This window comes from Noviherbaspirillum aerium (genome assembly GCF_008929045.1).
Taxonomy (GTDB): domain Bacteria; phylum Pseudomonadota; class Gammaproteobacteria; order Burkholderiales; family Burkholderiaceae_D; genus Noviherbaspirillum; species Noviherbaspirillum aerium.
On the sequence record NZ_VFAH01000007.1, the window covers coordinates 252,734 to 269,646 of the forward strand.

Genomic DNA, 16,913 nt, shown 5'->3' on the forward strand with positions numbered 1-16,913 from the left:
GCAATCCGCTCTAGGGCATCTACGCCAGCGCAAACAGATCCGCCGCCATCACGCAGCCGTGCAGCTGGCGGCCGGGGGCTGCGGCGTCGTAGACCACCAGCAGCGAAGGAGGGCGGCCCGCTTCCGAATACAGGCAGATGCCTTCCGCATGATCGACCCCCTGGCCGAATGGCACGTCGACGACCCGCTTCAATGCATCGGCTTCGAGCATGCATTCGTCATCGGGACGCGTGCCGCCGGTCCAGCGGAAGACCGTGACCGGCCCGTCGAGATCCATGCTGGGGCCGGCCAGAATCAGCAGGTCGTCGTCCTGCACGCACAGGTCGCGGATGCCGAGCCCGCCCAGATCCAGAAAGTGCTTGCGGTAGCGCCGGCCGTCCGGGCCGATGCGCTTGAGCTTCAGGACGGAAGCATCGAGCTTGTCCTCCTTGAGTTCCAGTTCAAGTATCACCGCCCAGCCGCGCAGCACCGGGCCGCGCAGGCCGACGAACAGGCGCTTGCCCGAAACGGCCAGACCCTCGATGTCGAAGCCGTTGTCCTTGCCGGGAATCGCGAGAAAGGGTGCGAGGTGTTCATCGTTGCGCAGTTCTTCCATCAGGTCGTTGCCCTTTCCGCGCGCGCGCAGCTGCGCCGCCGTCCGCGTCGCACCATCGTGCGCGACCTCTTTCTTCAGCATCACTTCGCCCTGTTCCACGGCTACCGGGATGCGGGCCAGAAGATAGCGGTTATTCTCTGAAACGATTTTCGACAGCTGCTTCCGGGCCTTCGCGTCGCCGCCGGATCCCGGCTTCTTGCGCTTGAGGCTGTGCGATCCCACCAGCCAGAGGTAGCCGTCTCCATAGGCAAGGCCTTCGATGTCGATTTCCTGCAGATCGCATGGATCGCCGGTCGGCGGTACGGGCAGCCGCAGATAGTCGTTGAGCGGAAACTGGCGGTGGCCGCGCGCGCAGGTGCGGCCCTCGTCATCTTTTTCCCGTGCAATCGACAGCCGCTCCAGGCTGATGGTTTCATCATTGGCGACCCATAGCGTATCGTCGATCTGCAGCACGACGGACAAGCCGTCGCGCAGTTCCTTGCCCTTGGAGAAGTCGTTGTGTTCCGGCTGAAATTCCAGCAGCAGGTGTTGGTGGGTTGTCATCGCGGTTTTTATGGAGTCGATCATGCTGATTCTGGCGTTTAGCACGCCGGCAGTACGGGACGCAGATCAAACCCGGTGCGTTCGCCGTTGATGAATGCGCGGCAACATGAGGTGCCGTGCCACGGCGCATGGCCCTTCATGGCGCCAGCTTGTGCAGTTCCCGGAACAGTCCGGTCTGGACCGCCGTCGGCGCGAGCGGCTGCGCCAGCAGGTAGCCCTGCACTTCGTCGCAGCCCAGCGCCTTGAGGATCTCGAGCTGCCGCTCTTCCTCGACGCCTTCGGCCACGACCCGCATGCCGAGCGCATGCGCCATGGTGATGATGGCCTGGAAGAACACATTGCCCTGGTCGCTCTTGCCCAGCTCGTGCGTGAAGGCGCGGTCCACCTTGAGCACGTCGAAATCGAGCTGCTGCAGCTTGGCCAGCGAGGAGTAGCCGGTGCCGAAGTCGTCGACCAGCAGCGTCAGGCCCTGGTTGTGCATGTCGTGCAAGGCGCTGTTGATGTCCTGATCGCCGCTCATCATGGTGGCTTCGGTCAGTTCCACTTCCACCAGCCGCGCATCGATGCCGTAGCGTTCCAGCGCCTCGCGGAAAATCCGCGATATGTCGGCTTCGTTGAACTGCCGCGACGACACATTGACCGACACCGGCACCATGACGTCGCCGTTGCGCATCCAATGCGCGATCTGCGCGCATACCTTGTCGAGCACCAGTTCGCCGAGCTGCACCACCAGGCCGGTTTCTTCGGCCAGATCGATGAAGCTGCCCGGCTGCAGCATGCCTTCGATCGGATGCGCCCACCGCACCAAGGCTTCCATGCTGGAGGTGCGCCCGGTCCGCACGTCGATGCGCGGCTGGTAATGGATCACGAACTGGTCATGCTCGATCGCATGCCGCAGGTCGGTTTCGCGCCGCAGGCGGTTTCGCAGCGCGTCATAGAATTTCGGATCGAAGAAGCGGTAGGTATGCTTGCCGCTGGTCTTGGCCAGGTACATTGCCACGTCGGCATTCTGGAGCAGCGCGCCGGCATCTTCGGCATCATCGGGAAACACGCTGATGCCGATCGAGGTGCTCACCGCGGCGATGCCGGCCGACAGCCTGAATTTTTCCCGGAAGGCATGCAGGATGCGTTCGGCCACATGCGCGGCATCCGCTTCCTGCACCACGTTCTCGATGACGACCACGAACTCGTCGCCGCCCAGCCGGATCACCTTGTCATGCGGGCGCACGGCGTCGCGCAGGCGCAGCGCCGCGTTGCGCAGCACCTCGTCGCCGGCGGCATGGCCGAGCGTATCGTTGACCCCCTTGAAGCCGTCCAGATCGATGAACAGGACCGCCAGCTTCTTGCCCGACCTGGCAGCCTTGCCGATGGCCTCCGGCAGAAACGACTGCACCCAGAGGCGGTTGGGCAGGCCGGTCAGCACATCTTCATTGCCGATGCGCTCGAGTTCCAGCACATGCTGCTTTTCGCGCGTGATGTCGCGCAGGGTCACCGCCAGATCCGCATCGGAGCGCACCGCTTTGAGATACACATAGCGCTTATGCGGATCATTGTCGCCTGCGAGGCACACCTCGCCTTCGAACTCGCCCTGTTCCGCCGCCGTCCTGAGCGCGCCGATCACGATGTCGGTATCTTGCGGCGCATACAGCACCGACAGGCGGACACCAATGAATTGCTCCGGCCGGTACCCATAGAATGCGGCGCCGCGCTGGTTGCAGTCGACCGCCTCGAAATCGACGATGCGGCCGCTGGCGTCCCGTATGGGCCGGGAGATGTAGAAACCTTCGCTGCCGCCTTCGGTGGCGATACGGTAAGTGGCCTGCGCCATCTCCAGCTGGCGCTTGCGCCATGTCAGTCGCAACGACAGCGCCGCCGCGACCACCACGAATGCCAGCAGGCCGATCGACAGGGCGGTCGCGGTCTTGACGACTTCCGAGCGCCGCTGCCAGTAGGGCGCCATCACGGTTTCCTGATCGAGCCCGGTCAGGGCGACAATGTCGTAGCCGTCCACCTTTTGCCAGCCGACGAAACGGCTGCGGCCGTCGCGAAACAGCGTTGCGCCCTCGAAGAAATGATTGCCTGCGGGAAGGGCGAGATTCGGCGAAGCGGGGATAGGATTGGATGCGGGGTCATGCACATGCTCGCCGGTGCGTGCCACCCGCATCAGGCCGTCGGTGCCGACCACGCCGAGAAAACCGAATGGCCCGAGGGTGACTTCGTCATAGTTGGCGGTAAGAAAGCCCAGTTCCACGGTGATCAGGACCACGCCGTCGAAATGGCCTTCCGCATCCAGCAGGCGCCGGGAAAACTGGATGATGGCGTTGCCGGTCGAGCGGCCCCAGGTCGGCAGGCTCATGTAGAGAAAGTCGCTGCCTGCGGTCTTGTGGGCAAGATAATAGGGACGGTCGCTGACATCGGGACTGGAACGCAGGGCGCCCGGACCGAAAGTGCTGGTGAACCGCATGCCGTTGCGGTCGACGATGCTGGCATTGAACGGCGCGGATTCCGGAAAGACGCCGCGCCGCTTGAAATCTTCAAGGCGTACTTCGCCGCCCGAGGTCTCCCAGTCCACCTTGATGACCAGCAGGAGCTGGTCGATGGTATTGATGGTGCGTTGCAGTTGCTGGGCATAGCCGCGCGCGAGAATGCCGGCTTCCGCCAGGGCCGTTTCCTCCACCAGCGTTTTTTCCCTGTCCAGCCGATGCAGCAGCATCTGCCAGCCCGCCATGAGGATGATGACGGTGCCGATCGCCCACCATAGCGCCATGCGGGAGTTGACCAGCAGAAAATCAAGCCTGTTGCGCCATGTCCGCATTGCGGGCTGGCCATGCCATGGAGTCGGAGAGGAGCGCTGGTCTGGGTCCAAAAGCTTGATCTCGCTGCATCTGATGGTGTGGGTCGGAATCTTGTTGAAGGCAGATGGGTGGACACCGTGCCGCAGCAAGGAAACCAGCACGGCAAGGCCTGGAGCTTCGCGTGCATCGTCGATGCGGTATCGGCCTGATACGCGTCCATCTTTTGATCAACAAATTGTTAGGTCGCACCACTGGAGACGCCATAACGGGCGATCGCCGCGTCGAGGCGCCCTGTCGTTACTTTTTACTTGTGACTATCGCGTCGTGACGCCTTGTTCCAACAGCAATCTGCCTCGGCCTCGACTAGGCCGGTCGGAGCGAAATCGCTCTAGACAAAGCTTCCGGCTATCAATGCAGCGGCCGGGTTGGTACGCTCAGGTTTCATGGGTGGTTGGATTAGCAATTCCGTAATTAATTCTTAGCGTCTTTGTAGTTGATGAATTTGCGGCGACTCAGCATTCCTGCGGACCGACATCCAGGCTGAATGATTAGTGCAGGCGGGAAACAGGACTATAGGAGGTCAGCAAGACAGCAAGATGAATAAGAGGGTGCTTCATCCGGCAATACGTGTTTTGCGGCTGAACGCTCGTTAGGATGGTTTAGGCTGTGATTGATAAGCTGCTGCGCGATCCGGACGCAACCCTTATCAAACACAGCCTAGCCGGACTGGCAACGCTGCCCTTCAGGGATTCGCCATTTGAATCCGCGCCTCCAATTCCCGCCGGGCCACGTCGAATTCCTTCTGCAACTCGTCAAGCAAGTCATGGCCGCCCTCCAGGGCACCTTCCTTGCCCATCCTTTCGAGTTCCATGCAGGCAGGCCGCATGCGGACGGCGCCCAGGTTCTCGATGCTCGACAGGAAACGGTGGCATGCCGCTTGCACTTTCTTCGCATCTTCCTCGGCGAGCGCGCCGGCTATCGCTTCAAGGTGGCGCGGGGAATCATTGATGAAGAGCTGGATGATGTCGGCCACGATGGTCGGGTTGTCTTCATCCTGCAGTTCCAGCAGCTGGTCGATGCGCTGCTGGTCGATGACGACGTCCTCCGGCTTGCCCGCCTGGGACGGCGATGCCGCCGCCATCAGCGCGGCGCGCACGTCATCAAGTTCCACCGGCTTGGATACGTAATCGTCCATGCCGGCGGCCAGGCATTTCTCACGGTCGCCCGGCATGGCGTTGGCGGTCATTGCAATCACCCGCGGACCGCCGCCGTCAAAGCGTGCACGCAAGCGCCGGGTGGCTTCCAGCCCGTCCATTTCCGGCATCTGCACATCCATCAGCACCACGTCATAGGTCTGCCGCTCCAATGCGTCAAGGGCTTCCGCGCCGTTGGCCACCACGTCGGCGCGGTAGCCGAGATGCACCAGCAGTTGCCGCACGACCTTCTGGTTGATGGTGTTGTCTTCCGCCACGAGAATGCTGAGCGGCAGCGTATCGGCCAGCTTGCCGGAGGGCGCCGCGTGCGGTTCCGGACGGGATGCCACCGTTTCCAGCCGCATGGCATGCAGCAAAACGTCGAACAGCGCGGTCGGCTTGATCGGCTTGTTCAGGTAGGCCGCAAAATCGATATCGGCAATGCGCGTGTCCTGCGGACGGTAGGCCACCGACGTCAGCATGATCAGCGGCAGCGCCTGTGCGTCGCGGTATTTGCGTATCTCCACCGCCAGGCCGAGGCCATCCATTTCCGGCATGCTCATGTCGAGGATGCCGACATCGAAGGCATGGCCGTGACGCACCAGGTCCAGCGCCTCGATCGCGGAGGCGGCGGCCGATGGAATCATGCCCCACAGCAGCGCCTGCTTGACCAGGATGCGGCGATTGGTGCTGTTGTCGTCGACGATGAGCACATGCCTGCCGGCCAGGGCCGAAGACTGTTCCTGCAGCAGGCTGTGCGCCAGCCTGGCGCCGGAAGCCCTGGCGGTGATGGTGAAGTAGAAGGTGGAGCCGGAGCCCACCGTGCTTTCCACCCACATGCGCCCGCCCATGATTTCGGTGAGCCGCTTGCTGATGGCCAGGCCCAGGCCGGTGCCGCCGTACTTGCGGGTGGTGGAAGTATCGACCTGGGTGAAGGCCTGGAACAGTTCGCCGAGGCGCTCGCCGGGAATGCCGATGCCGGTATCCCTGACGGCAAACCGCAGTTCGTGTTCGCCATTGCTGAGCAGCGTGGCGCCGACCGATACCACCACCTCGCCGAACTGCGTGAACTTGATCGAATTCGACAGCAGGTTCACCAGCACCTGGCGCAGGCGCGTGACATCGCCGATCACCGTCGCCGGCACGCCGTCGTCAATGAAGTAGGCAAGATTGAGTTTCTTTTCCGCCGCCGCCGAGGCGAGCAGGTCGAGCGATTCCTCGATGCAGCGGCGCAGGTCGAAGGGATGCATCTCGATGTCGAGCTTGCCGATCTCGATCTTCGAATAGTCGAGGATGTCGTTGATGAGCGTGAGCAGCACTTCGCTGCTCGAACGTATCGTCTGCGCATAGTCGCGCTGTTCATCATCGATGCGGGTATTGAGCAGCAGGCTGGTCATGCCGATGACCGCGTTGAGCGGGGTACGGATTTCATGGCTCATGTTGGCAAGGAACATGCTCTTGGCCTGGGTCGCTGCCTCCGCCTTTTCCTTGGCGGCCTGCAACTCCATTTCATACGCCCTGCGCGAGGAGATGTCGCGCAGGATCACGGTATAGACCAGGCCGCCGTCGCTGTCCAGCCGGGAGATCGACGCCTCGGCGGGAAACTCCGTGCCGTCCCTGCGCCGCGCGAAGATCGCGCGGCGCTCGCCCATCTTGCGGGCGCTCTGGCCCGAGCGGTCGAAATTCTCGATATGCGTGCGGTGAACGCGATGATGCCGTTTCGGCAACAGGATGTTCAGGTCCTGGCCGTTGGCTTCTTCAGCCGTCCATCCGAATACCCGCTCGGCGCCCTGGTTGAACAGGATGATGCGGTGTTCGCCGTCGACGCAGATGATGGCGTCGTCGGCAATACTCAGGATGCCGTTGAGCTGGGCGGAGGTCAGGTTGGCTGGCATGGTGAAAATGTCATGAAAGAGGTTGGTTTGCGAGCAGATCCTGCACCAGTCGGCGCACCGAGGCCTGCTCCTGCCCCGGCGAGAACAGCGGCGCGCGCCGGGCGCATTGCTCCTTGAGTCGCCCGAGGTAGAGCGGGTCGCCTGCGCAGCGCGTGATCATGGCCGCCAGGACATCATGCTTGCCGACCGGGAAATAGCCGGCATAGTCGGCGCCCAGCATGCCGCGGTTGCCCGGGATGTCGGTGGCCAGCACGGGAACGCCGCTGGTCACCGCTTCAATGATCACGTTGGCGCCGCCCTCCATGCGGGAAGTCAGCACCAGCAGGTCGCTTTGCGCGAGTTCGCGGCGCGTCGCCTCATGCGGCAGGCCGCCCAGCCAGCGGTAATGGGCCAGGCTGCGCTGCGCCGCCTGCGCATGTTCCGCCAGTTCCGGGTCGAGCGCGCCGCCGATATGCAGCATGCGCGTGCGGGCCGGATCGACCAGCGGCACGGCGCGCAGATAGGTGAGCGGATCCTTCTCATCGCGCAGGTGTCCGATCATGATCACCCGCATCAGTCCGGCATCCGGCGCCGCATTCTCCGCCGGCGGCACCGTTGCGGGCGCCGACTGGTAAATCACGCAGGCTTTGGCGCGCAGCGGCGCATCAAGTTCCTGCAGGCCGGCTTCCTGCAGCAGCACCAGTCGGCTGGCCAGCTGCAGCGAGCGCCGGGCGTCGTCATCGCAATGGATATCGCGGTAGAGATCGGTGCCGGTCAGCACCAGTACCGACGGACGGCCCGGCAACCGCGAATGAAAATCCGCCAGCGAGGCCGCCGAACGGCGCGCATGCAGGGCGATCATCGCATCGCACCGGTTTCCATTCCAGCGCTGCTGGATGTCGATCAGATAATCCATGGAAAGGAAATTCGCCCAGCGGTTCGCGGTCTGCCAATTGCCGTTGTTGGCTTTTGCCGTTGCCGGACTGATAATGCTGACGTGCGCTTTGTTCAATGCCGCTTTCCCGCTGGTTAGCCTGATATGGATTGCCGATAATGTTTCCGACACTTGGCCGATGACTGTTTCCTTCCGTAATGCCGATCCGCTGCAGCTGGCCGATGCGCTGCGGCAAGCCCATGTCCGCAGCATGCTGCTGTTTCGCAGCCTTGCCGCGGCCGGATTCGACGTCGCCGGCAGCGTGCCCCGCCTGCCTGTCATCAACCCGCCGCTCTGGGAAATCGGCCATGCCGCCTGGTTTGCGGAATGGTACGGTTTGCGGGAAGCGGCCAGCAGTGCGCCGTCGGCAGCCCGGCATCCATCCCTGCTGAGCCGGTCCGACGACTGGTTCGATTCTAATACGGTAGCGCATGATGCGCGATGGACATTGCCTCTTCCATCCTCCGGCGAGATCCTGGCCTATTGTCGTGAAGTCCATGAGCGCGTGCTGGAACGCTTGCTCCGCAGCCCGCATGACGATGCGGCGCTCTACCCCTTCCGTCTACTGCTTGCGCATGAAAACATGCATGGCGACGCTTTCTTCTACACGCTGCAAACCCTCGGCGTCCGGCCGCCATCGCAGCTGCAGGAAGGCGCGCCGGCCGCGGCACCGGTTGCGCAGGGCGGGGAAGGGGCCGGCGAGGAAGAGATTGCCTTTGACAGTGCGGCGTTTCGCATCGGCGTGCCGCCCGGCGAAGGCTTTGCCTTCGATAACGAGCAGCATGCGCACCTGCGGGAAGTGGCCGGTTTCACCATCGATGCGCAAGCCGTATCAAACCGGCAATACCTGGAGTTCATCGCGGATGGCGGTTACCGCCATCCGCAATTCTGGAGCGAGGCCGGCCGCCGCTGGATGGCGCAGACGAAGCGCCAAGCGCCCGCCTACTGGCAGGATCCCCAGGCCTGGCGCTGCCGCCGCTTTGCCGATGACATCGCCTTGCCGCCGGAGGAGCCGGTGCGCCATGTCAGCCTGTTCGAAGCCGAGGCGTATTGCGCCTGGGCCGGACGGCGGCTGCCGACGGAAACCGAATGGGAATACGCGGCCCGTTCGCAGCCCGGGCGCTTCCGCTGGGGACGCGTATGGGAATGGACCGCTTCCGTCTTCGAAGCCTATCCGGGATTCGAACCCGGTCCTTACCGTGAATACTCCGCGCCCTTCTTCGGCAGCCATCAATCCGTGCGCGGCGCCTCATTCGCCACGGCGGCGTGCATGCGCGCGCCGCAATACCGCAATTTCTACCGCGCGCATCGCGACGATATCTTCGTCGGCTTCCGCACCTGCGCAACAGCATACTGACCATCAAGAGACTGCCATGCCCGTTACCACGCCTCCGGCGCGCAACATCTTCGGCGAACCCCTGGTTCCCTGTTCCTTCGATCCGCTAACCGGCTTTTTCCGCGACGGCTGCTGCAAGACCAATGCCGAAGACATCGGCACCCATGTCGTCTGCGCCATCATGACCGACGAATTTCTCGCCTTCAGCGCCAGCCGCGGCAATGATCTGTCGACCCCGGTGCCGGAATGGGGCTTCCCCGGACTCAAGGGCGGCGATCAATGGTGCCTGTGCGCGCTGCGCTGGATGGAAGCCCTGGAAGCGGACATGGCGCCGCCGGTGGTCCTGGAAAGCACCAACCTGGCAGCTCTCGAAATGATCGACGAGGATGTGCTCAAGCAATTCGATCACCGGCTGCGCTGATGGCCGTTGATACCCATCCCGGGTCATGACTCGGGATCGGCGTAAATCGGTACAAGACAAAAACTCCGCATGTCGCGGCCCGCCGCGGGCGAATCTTTTCGGCACGGATGACTCAAAACGGGTCCGCCCACTCGAATTCTATTGCCTGGATGTGCCGATATCGGAAGACACCTCTCTAGCAAATCATGGCCCGCCCCAGCGGTCCGTTCGTACATTGCTGCTATGGCTTGTGCTCGGATGTTTGCTGCCGGGAATCTTCGGCGCCGTATTTTTGCTGATTCACGAGTATCGATTGAGCCGGTCGCAACTGGAGCGCGATACGCTGCAGACGGCGCGGGCGCTGGTTCAGACCATCGATACGCAGATTCTCGGCGTTCAGCGGCTCGGACAGGGCCTGGCCACCTCCGACGCCATCGAACCCGGAGACCTTCAGCGCTTTCACGCGCAGGCCAGGCAAACCCTTGCCGAGGCAGGGCTCGGGTCAACCATCAGCCTCTCCGATAATGCCGGGCGGCTCGCCGTCAACACCGGGGCGGAGTACGGGAGCAGCCTTCCATTGAACGGCAATACGGAACTCGTGCGCCGGGTGTTCGCGGAAAGCGGCCCGGTGATTTCTCCCCTCTTTGCAAGCGCCATCACCGGAAAGCTGCTGATGGCGGTCGGCGTGCCGGTGATACGCAACAGCCTGGTGATTTACGCATTGACCGTCTCCATCGAGTCGAAGGGCTTCAGCGACATTCTCCGGGCCCAGCGCCTGCCCGCGGGATGGGTGGCCACGGTAATCGACAGTACCGGTGTCATCGTCGCGCGCAGCCAGGACGCCGAAAGGCTTACGGGCCGTAAAGTTCCGGAACGCTACCTCAAGGATCTGACGAAGGGCACTGAGGGGAATTTCGAAGGAATCAATGGTGATGGCGTCGATGTTCTTGTCACTTATGCGCAGTCGCCGCTGACCGGCTGGCGGGTCGCTGTCAATATTCCACATGAATTGCTGGCCAGCGAACTGTCCCGTCAGCTAGGTATTCTCGGCGTGGGCATACTCTGCCTGATTTTTCTTGTACTGGCGCTCGCCCATCTCCTCAGCCAGAGGATAGCGCGCTCCTTTCAGTCGCTGGTGAAACCGGCGGCGGCGCTGGGCATGGGCGACAAGATCGTTCTGCCGCGCGTTGAAGTCAAGGAGGCCGCCCAGGTCACGGCAGCTTTGAAGGAAGCGGCGGCCTTGCTTGAAGCGCGTTCCGCGGCTCTCAGGGACCGGGAGCGCGACCTGGCCGAACACAGCAAGGCCCTCCGGCTGAGCGAGACGCGCCTGAAGACGGTGACCGAGCATGCGCCCGTTGCCATTGCCATATTTGACAGGCATATGCGCTATCTGGCGGCAAGCCGGCTCTGGCTGAAGAATCTGCTGCTCGACAACAGGGAAGTGATCGGCGCATGCCATTACGAGCTCGTTCCGGGCATACCGGAAGCATGGCGCGATGCGCATCGGCGCGGCCTCGCCGGCGAGGCACTGAGGGCGGACGCTGATTGCTTTGTTCGGTCCGATGGAACGATACAGTGGTATCGATGGGAAATCTGGCCATGGACAGACGATACCGATGAAGTCGGCGGCATCATCATTTCCGCCGAAGACATTACCGAGCGTATCGCCGCGGAACGCAAGCTCCGCGACAGCGAATCCCGGCTGGCGCTCGCATTGAAGGCCGGGAATACGGCGGTATGGGAAATCGATGTGACGAGCGAGCGCCTGCTGCCCGCCGACGACAGGCTGTTTTCCATGCTTGGCTATTCCGCCGCCGGGATGGATACGGTCGGCAAATGGATCGAGCGCATTCATGAAGACGAACGCAATACCGCGCGCAGATTGCTCAATGACGTGATCCTGGGAAGCAGCGACGGTTTTTCACTGGAAGCCCGCTATCGCACCGCGGATGGGAACTGGCACTGGCTTCTTTGCCAGGGCACGGCCAGCGAACGTTCCGACGATGGACGCGCAATCCGGCTGGTGGGGACGCATACCGACATCGATGCGAGGAAGATGGCGGAACAAAGGGCACGCGAGGCCGCGCTGCATGATCCTCTCACCGGCTTGCCGAACCGCGCTCTCGTGTTCGAATACGGCAACCGCTTGCTCGCCGCAGCGCAGCGCAAGCATGGCCAGGGCGCCCTGCTGTTCATCGATCTCGACCGGTTCAAGCCCATCAATGATCTCTACGGACATGATGTCGGCGACAGGGTGCTGCAGGAAGTCAGCCGCCGCCTGCTCTCCTGCACCCGGGCGGAAGACCTGGTCGGGCGGCTGGGGGGAGATGAATTCGTGATCGTGCTCCCCCACCTTGCGCCGGATCTGCATCGGGCCGCGGTCGTGGCTTCGCATGTGATCGACAGTCTCAACAATCGCATCATCATCGACTCGCTGGAGTTGTCCCTCTCCGCATCGATTGGCATTAGTTATTATCCGGCTCATGCAACAGGGATGAGCGAGCTGATTCATGCGGCCGATCTCGCCATGTATCAGGTAAAGCAATCAGGACGCGCCAGCTTCCAGGAATATCGCGATGAATTCAATCAGCGCGCCGATGAAGCCTATTCCCTCGAGGCGCGTTTGCGGCAAGCCCTCAGGCATGGCCGACTGAGCCTTCACTACCAGCCGGTGGTCGACATGGACAGCGGCTTGCTCATCGGCGCGGAGGCTCTCGTGCGCCTTGCCGATGGCGGACAGGCGGTCGGCCCGCAAACCTTCATCCCGGTCGCTGAATCCGCAGGTCTGATCGGCGAACTTGGCGAATGGGTCGTGAAGGAAGCCTGCCGGCAGCATCGCGCCTGGCTTGCCAGCGGATTGAAGGTTTCGCTCGCGATCAATGTTTCTCCGCTCCAGTTCAGGGAAAAAGGGTTCGCCGAAAAAATGCGGGAGATCATTCTCGACGCACGGATCGATCCCTCCTTCATTCAGCTGGAGGTCACCGAAAGCGCCGTCATGGAAAATATCGATGACGCCGCCGCCGTCCTCAACAGGATCAAGTCGCTTGGGGTGAAAGTGGCGCTCGACGACTTCGGGACCGGATACTCCAGCCTCAGTCATTTGAGCAGCCTGCCGCTCGACAAGCTCAAGGTCGATCAATCCTTCGTGCGGCGAATCGGTTGCGATCACTCGAGCCAGCTGGTCACCGAAGCCATCATTGCCCTGGGCCGCAGTCTCAAGCTGGAAGTCATCGGCGAAGGCATCGAATCCGAGGACGCCTTCCTGTACCTCAAGGCGCACGGCTGCAATCATGCGCAGGGATACTGGCTCAGCCGTCCCCTGCCGGCGGAGCAGTTCGCGCAATGGTGCGAGCAACAGATCTCATAGTGCCGCTTTCCACGCCGCTCATCATCGGCCAGCCGCGGCAGCCCGCGGCCCCTTCTGAAGTTGAGTTGAGGTATGATCAAATTCGTTCCTCATACCTTCAGGCAAGCATAAAAACATGACAACACCGGAGACAAACCTTACCCCCATCCGTTTCGACAATCAGGTCGCCATCGTGACCGGGGCCGGCGGTGGCCTCGGCCGCTCGCATGCAATGCAACTTGCCGCACGCGGCGCCAAAGTGGTTGTCAACGATCTCGGCGTATCGCGCGACGGCGCCGGCTCCGCCGTCTCGGCAGCGCAGCGGGTGGTCGATGAAATCCGCGCCGCAGGCGGCGAGGCTATCGCCAGCCCTGCGTCGGTGACCGACCCGGACAGCGTGGCGCAGATGGTGGAAGCGGCAATCAGGCAGTGGGGACGCATCGACATCCTGGTCAACAATGCCGGCTTCCTGCGCGACAAGAGCTTCTCCAAAATGACCCTGGATGATTTTCGCGCCATCGTCGATGTCCATCTGATGGGCGCCGTCTACTGCACCAAGGCGGTGTGGGACATCATGAAGCAGCAGAACTATGGCCGCATCGTGATGACGACCTCATCTTCCGGCCTGTTCGGCAATTTCGGCCAGGCCAACTACGGCGCGGCCAAAATGGCCTTGGTCGGTCTGATGCAAACGCTCGCCATCGAAGGCGAGAAATACAATGTCCGCGTCAACTGTCTCGCGCCTACCGCCGCCACGCGGATGACGGAAGAGTTGATGAGCGCCGACGACCTGGCCCTGCTGACCCCGGAAAGCGTCACGCCAGGCATGCTGTACCTGGTATCGCGCGATGCGCCGACCAAGACGGTGCTGTGCGCGGGCGCGGGCACCTTCTCGCGTTCCAATATCACCCTCACCGATGGTCTGCATATCGGAGCGCGTACCGACGCGGCCGAACTGCTGGCCGCCAGCGCCGGCCACCTGGCGGAACGCAGCGGTGAGATCGTTCCAGCCACCGGCTTCCAGCAGTCGCAGATGGAAGTCGCCAAGGCACGCGCCGCACGCTCCTGATCGCCAGGCTTTCCAGGCTCATTTGAAGAAGAGGCGGGCCAAAGTGTCCGCTTCTTTGCTTTTGCGCTTATCTTGCTGCTCTTGCGCGGCAACATCCTTCCATCACAAGGGTGAAAAAAGGCAATCTTTCGTTCCTTCAATTAACCACCGGATACCTTGATCGAAGCAAGGACAGTGACCTGTTCGGGCATGGTTTCCGATGGCATTCGCATGACGCCGGATTCATCATGAGGCCCGGAATGTACGAGGCGCGAAGGCGCTATCATCAATGCCAACCGATTCAAGCAAGGGCGGGGATGCCAACCTAATCCGTCGGGCCGATGTGCGACGGAGATCTTGCCATCAAGCCAATCTGCACCTGCCGTGAACCGACCGTGATCTTTGCAATCCACTTGCGGAGCACGAAAGGAAACATCAACAAGGATATGCATGAACGAACAGACCACCGACTCTCAGTCCAAACGCATTCCCGCCGAGGAATTGATGCAATGGAGCAGCGATGCCTTCGCCGCATGCGGCATGAGCAGGCAGGACGCGGACACCGGTGCGCGCGTCCTGCTGCGCACCAGCTTGCGCGGCATTGATACGCATGGCGTGTCACGCCTTCCCGTTTATGTCGAGAAGCTGTGCAATGGCGAAGTCGATCCTCATGCGCAGCCACTGATCGAAAGCCGGCACGGCGCGCTGCATTGCGACGGCAGAAATGGCCTCGGGCAGGTGGTGGCCAGCCGCGCCATGGCAGAAACCATCGCCACGGCGCGAGCAACGGCGCTGGCCGCCTGCACCATCCGCAATAGCGGCCATCTCGCGGCGCTCGGCATGTTCCTGCTGCAAGCCAGTGAACAGGGCATGTTTGCATTGCTCTGCCAGAAAACGCCGCCGCTGATGGCCTTGCCGGGATCGACCGCGCGTGCCATCGGCAACAATCCGATCGCGTTTTCCATGCCGGTGAACGACGGGCCGCCCATGGTATTCGACATGGCGTCCAGCGTCGTGGCGCGCGGCAATGTCTTGCAGGCGGTGCGTGACAAGCTGCCGTCAATACCGGAAGGCTGGGCCATCGGCCCGGACGGCATGCCCACCACCGATCCCACGCAGGCCCTGGCCGGCGCCATGCTGCCGGTCGCCGGCTACAAGGGAATCGGCCTGGCAATGCTGGTCGAATGTCTTGCAGGCAGTTTCAGCGGAACCGAGCCCGCCCGCAATCTCAATACCGGCACTGCCGGCTCGGCCTCCGATGCGAGCGCATTCCTGCTGGTGATCAACCCGGAATTGATGTTCGGGCGCGCCGCCTTCGACGCCTATTCCAGCGCATGGCTGCAGCACTACCTGCAGGCTTCAGGGCCTTTCGCCCGCTATCCGGGCCAGCGCCAGGCAGCCTGTGAAGCGGAGCGCCTGCGCGAGGGCATTCCCCTACCGGCCGCGCTGCGGGAAGAGCTGAGGCAGGTCGGAGAACGGCTGGGAATTGGCTTCCACTGGTAAATGTCATCATGAACCGCATGGTCAGCCTCCATGTGGTCCTGGGCAAGCGTTCAAACAGCAAGACAGGAGGCGTTTCCCAAACGGTTGCGTCAGCCCGGGCGGAAGGTAAGGTGAAGAGAGTAAGGCCTGGAGCGGATTGCAGGTAATGGTCGGGCGCCTCGGCTTGCCCTAAGCGCATGGCAGCGTGTTCGTCGCTTGTGTGGCCGCCACAAGGCGCTCCTTGCGCCTTGCGCTGCCTCCCGGGGCAAACCGATTCCTCCATACACCCACCCGCAATCCGCTCTAGCTTCCTTCAGGCTTCAATCCTTCTTTTCCCGAAATTCGACGTCAATCACCTTGTTGTCTGCGCCGCCCGGTCGATCGGGACCCTGGAACGTCCTGAAAAAAGATGTGAATGCATGCGCGACGATCGTGCGTCGCATCCATCGATAGCTGAGCAGAAAGCTCGCCGCCAGGCCGAGAAACACCACCGGCACCATCTCCCCGCGATAAAGAAAGTGCAGCAGGCAGAAAGACAGTAGGGCCACGATTACCGGCAGCCTGGCTTTCCCCGGCAGCATGCCGACAGTCCGCAGCTTTCCCTGCCGCACCCAGGGAAGCCTGGCGAAGATCACACCAAGAAGCAGACCGGCGGCAACACGCCCAATATCCAGATACTCGGCGAGAACGCCGACAACGAGATAGCCGGCGTAAGTACTGGTGCTGGCCAGTGCCACCAGCATCAATAGAAAGATAACGGCGGCCAGCTTTGGCATGCGCATTGCGGCTTTTACAAGTAAGCGTAAGATTTGTTTTGCTCCTGCAACGGTGACCGCCGAAAGGCGATCCTTGTCTGGATGGATGATAAAGCCTTATGACTACGACGAGGCAAGACCACAAGGCGTCGCACTCCCGGACTCTGGTGCTGCGCCTGTTCAGGCATCGGTTTCAGGACCGCTTTCGCACTGGACGTTGCCAGAATATCTTTATATTTCTTTAACCCAAAAAAATAGTTGGCAGTCGCCGAAAGCCTTTGCTATAGTTCGGCTCCCGTCGCGAAACGCAGCAAACAAAGCGAAGCGCGGCAGGGACAAAACGGTGCAGCAGGAGTCGCAATATCGACCCTTGAAGCCCGCCAGCCGGACCCGATATAAGGTGGACGGCGACAGACACGACGCTCTGTCAGGCAACAGGTCTTTAACAACCAACAACCGATAAGTGTGGGCGCTTGATGAAGCGAGCCGGCGGCGCAAGCTGCAAGCTCAAACAACATGAAGTGCTCACAAGAGAAACAAATAGGAAGTATCGCAAGATATTTTTCTGTCAGTATTTTGAGTGAGCGACACCTCGCAAGAGGTTGCCCGCAA

General features: G+C 62.0%; 10 protein-coding genes. 5 read left to right on the top strand and 5 right to left on the bottom strand.

The window, feature by feature from the left end; translation table 11 throughout:
• Nucleotides 1–19 precede the first annotated feature (19 nt).
• The 4 genes from FH061_RS13075 to senB form a co-directional block, all read right to left on the bottom strand.
• Nucleotides 20–1,138, bottom strand: a complete 1,119-nt coding sequence (locus FH061_RS13075) for a DUF3616 domain-containing protein (protein WP_151636259.1) — start codon at nt 1,136–1,138, stop codon at nt 20–22.
• Between the two features lie 136 nt (nt 1,139–1,274).
• Nucleotides 1,275–3,953, bottom strand: a complete 2,679-nt coding sequence (locus tag FH061_RS13080) for a bifunctional diguanylate cyclase/phosphodiesterase (protein ID WP_151636260.1) — start codon at nt 3,951–3,953, stop codon at nt 1,275–1,277.
• A gap of 722 nt (nt 3,954–4,675) precedes the next feature.
• Complete coding sequence (locus FH061_RS13085; protein ID WP_151636261.1) at nt 4,676–7,021, bottom strand: response regulator; 2,346 nt, start codon at nt 7,019–7,021, stop codon at nt 4,676–4,678.
• A gap of 10 nt (nt 7,022–7,031) precedes the next feature.
• Nucleotides 7,032–8,012, bottom strand: coding sequence for a selenoneine biosynthesis selenosugar synthase SenB (senB, locus tag FH061_RS13090; RefSeq protein ID WP_225984642.1), 981 nt, complete (start codon nt 8,010–8,012; stop codon nt 7,032–7,034).
• Between the two features lie 61 nt (nt 8,013–8,073).
• Between senB and senA the strand changes: the two genes are divergently transcribed.
• The 5 genes from senA (at nt 8,074) to FH061_RS13115 (ending at nt 15,567) form a co-directional block, all read left to right on the top strand.
• Nucleotides 8,074–9,291, top strand: a complete 1,218-nt coding sequence (gene senA / locus FH061_RS13095) for a selenoneine synthase SenA (protein WP_192805054.1) — start codon at nt 8,074–8,076, stop codon at nt 9,289–9,291.
• A 16-nt stretch (nt 9,292–9,307) separates the two neighbouring features.
• Complete coding sequence (locus tag FH061_RS13100; protein ID WP_151636263.1) at nt 9,308–9,691, top strand: DUF2237 family protein; 384 nt, start codon at nt 9,308–9,310, stop codon at nt 9,689–9,691.
• A 292-nt stretch (nt 9,692–9,983) separates the two neighbouring features.
• Nucleotides 9,984–13,037, top strand: coding sequence for a bifunctional diguanylate cyclase/phosphodiesterase (locus FH061_RS13105; RefSeq protein ID WP_192805055.1), 3,054 nt, complete (start codon nt 9,984–9,986; stop codon nt 13,035–13,037).
• A 115-nt stretch (nt 13,038–13,152) separates the two neighbouring features.
• Nucleotides 13,153–14,085 carry an SDR family NAD(P)-dependent oxidoreductase gene (locus FH061_RS13110; protein ID WP_151636265.1) on the top strand — a complete coding sequence of 311 codons (933 nt, stop codon included), beginning with the start codon at nt 13,153–13,155 and terminating at the stop codon, nt 14,083–14,085.
• A gap of 429 nt (nt 14,086–14,514) precedes the next feature.
• Nucleotides 14,515–15,567 carry an Ldh family oxidoreductase gene (locus tag FH061_RS13115; RefSeq protein WP_225984643.1) on the top strand — a complete coding sequence of 351 codons (1,053 nt, stop codon included), beginning with the start codon at nt 14,515–14,517 and terminating at the stop codon, nt 15,565–15,567.
• A 299-nt stretch (nt 15,568–15,866) separates the two neighbouring features.
• On the opposite strand, the gene FH061_RS13120 is transcribed toward FH061_RS13115, so the two are convergent.
• Nucleotides 15,867–16,322: a hypothetical protein gene (locus tag FH061_RS13120; protein WP_151636266.1), complete on the bottom strand. Its 456-nt coding sequence runs from the start codon at nt 16,320–16,322 to the stop codon at nt 15,867–15,869.
• Between the last annotated feature and the right edge of the window lie 591 nt (nt 16,323–16,913).

Bases quoted from the DNA above. Each gene is read 5' to 3' on its own strand.
- FH061_RS13075 (WP_151636259.1), bottom strand. From the start codon at position 1,138: ATGACAACCCACCAACACCTGCTGCTGGAATTTCAGCCGGAACACAAC.
- FH061_RS13085 (WP_151636261.1), bottom strand. From the start codon at position 7,021: ATGCCAGCCAACCTGACCTCCGCCCAGCTCAACGGCATCCTGAGTATT.
- FH061_RS13110 (WP_151636265.1), top strand. From the start codon at position 13,153: ATGACAACACCGGAGACAAACCTTACCCCCATCCGTTTCGACAATCAG.
- FH061_RS13080 (WP_151636260.1), bottom strand. From the start codon at position 3,953: ATGCGGACATGGCGCAACAGGCTTGATTTTCTGCTGGTCAACTCCCGC.
- FH061_RS13100 (WP_151636263.1), top strand. From the start codon at position 9,308: ATGCCCGTTACCACGCCTCCGGCGCGCAACATCTTCGGCGAACCCCTG.
- senA (WP_192805054.1), top strand. From the start codon at position 8,074: ATGACTGTTTCCTTCCGTAATGCCGATCCGCTGCAGCTGGCCGATGCG.
- FH061_RS13120 (WP_151636266.1), bottom strand. From the start codon at position 16,322: ATGCCAAAGCTGGCCGCCGTTATCTTTCTATTGATGCTGGTGGCACTG.
- FH061_RS13115 (WP_225984643.1), top strand. From the start codon at position 14,515: ATGAACGAACAGACCACCGACTCTCAGTCCAAACGCATTCCCGCCGAG.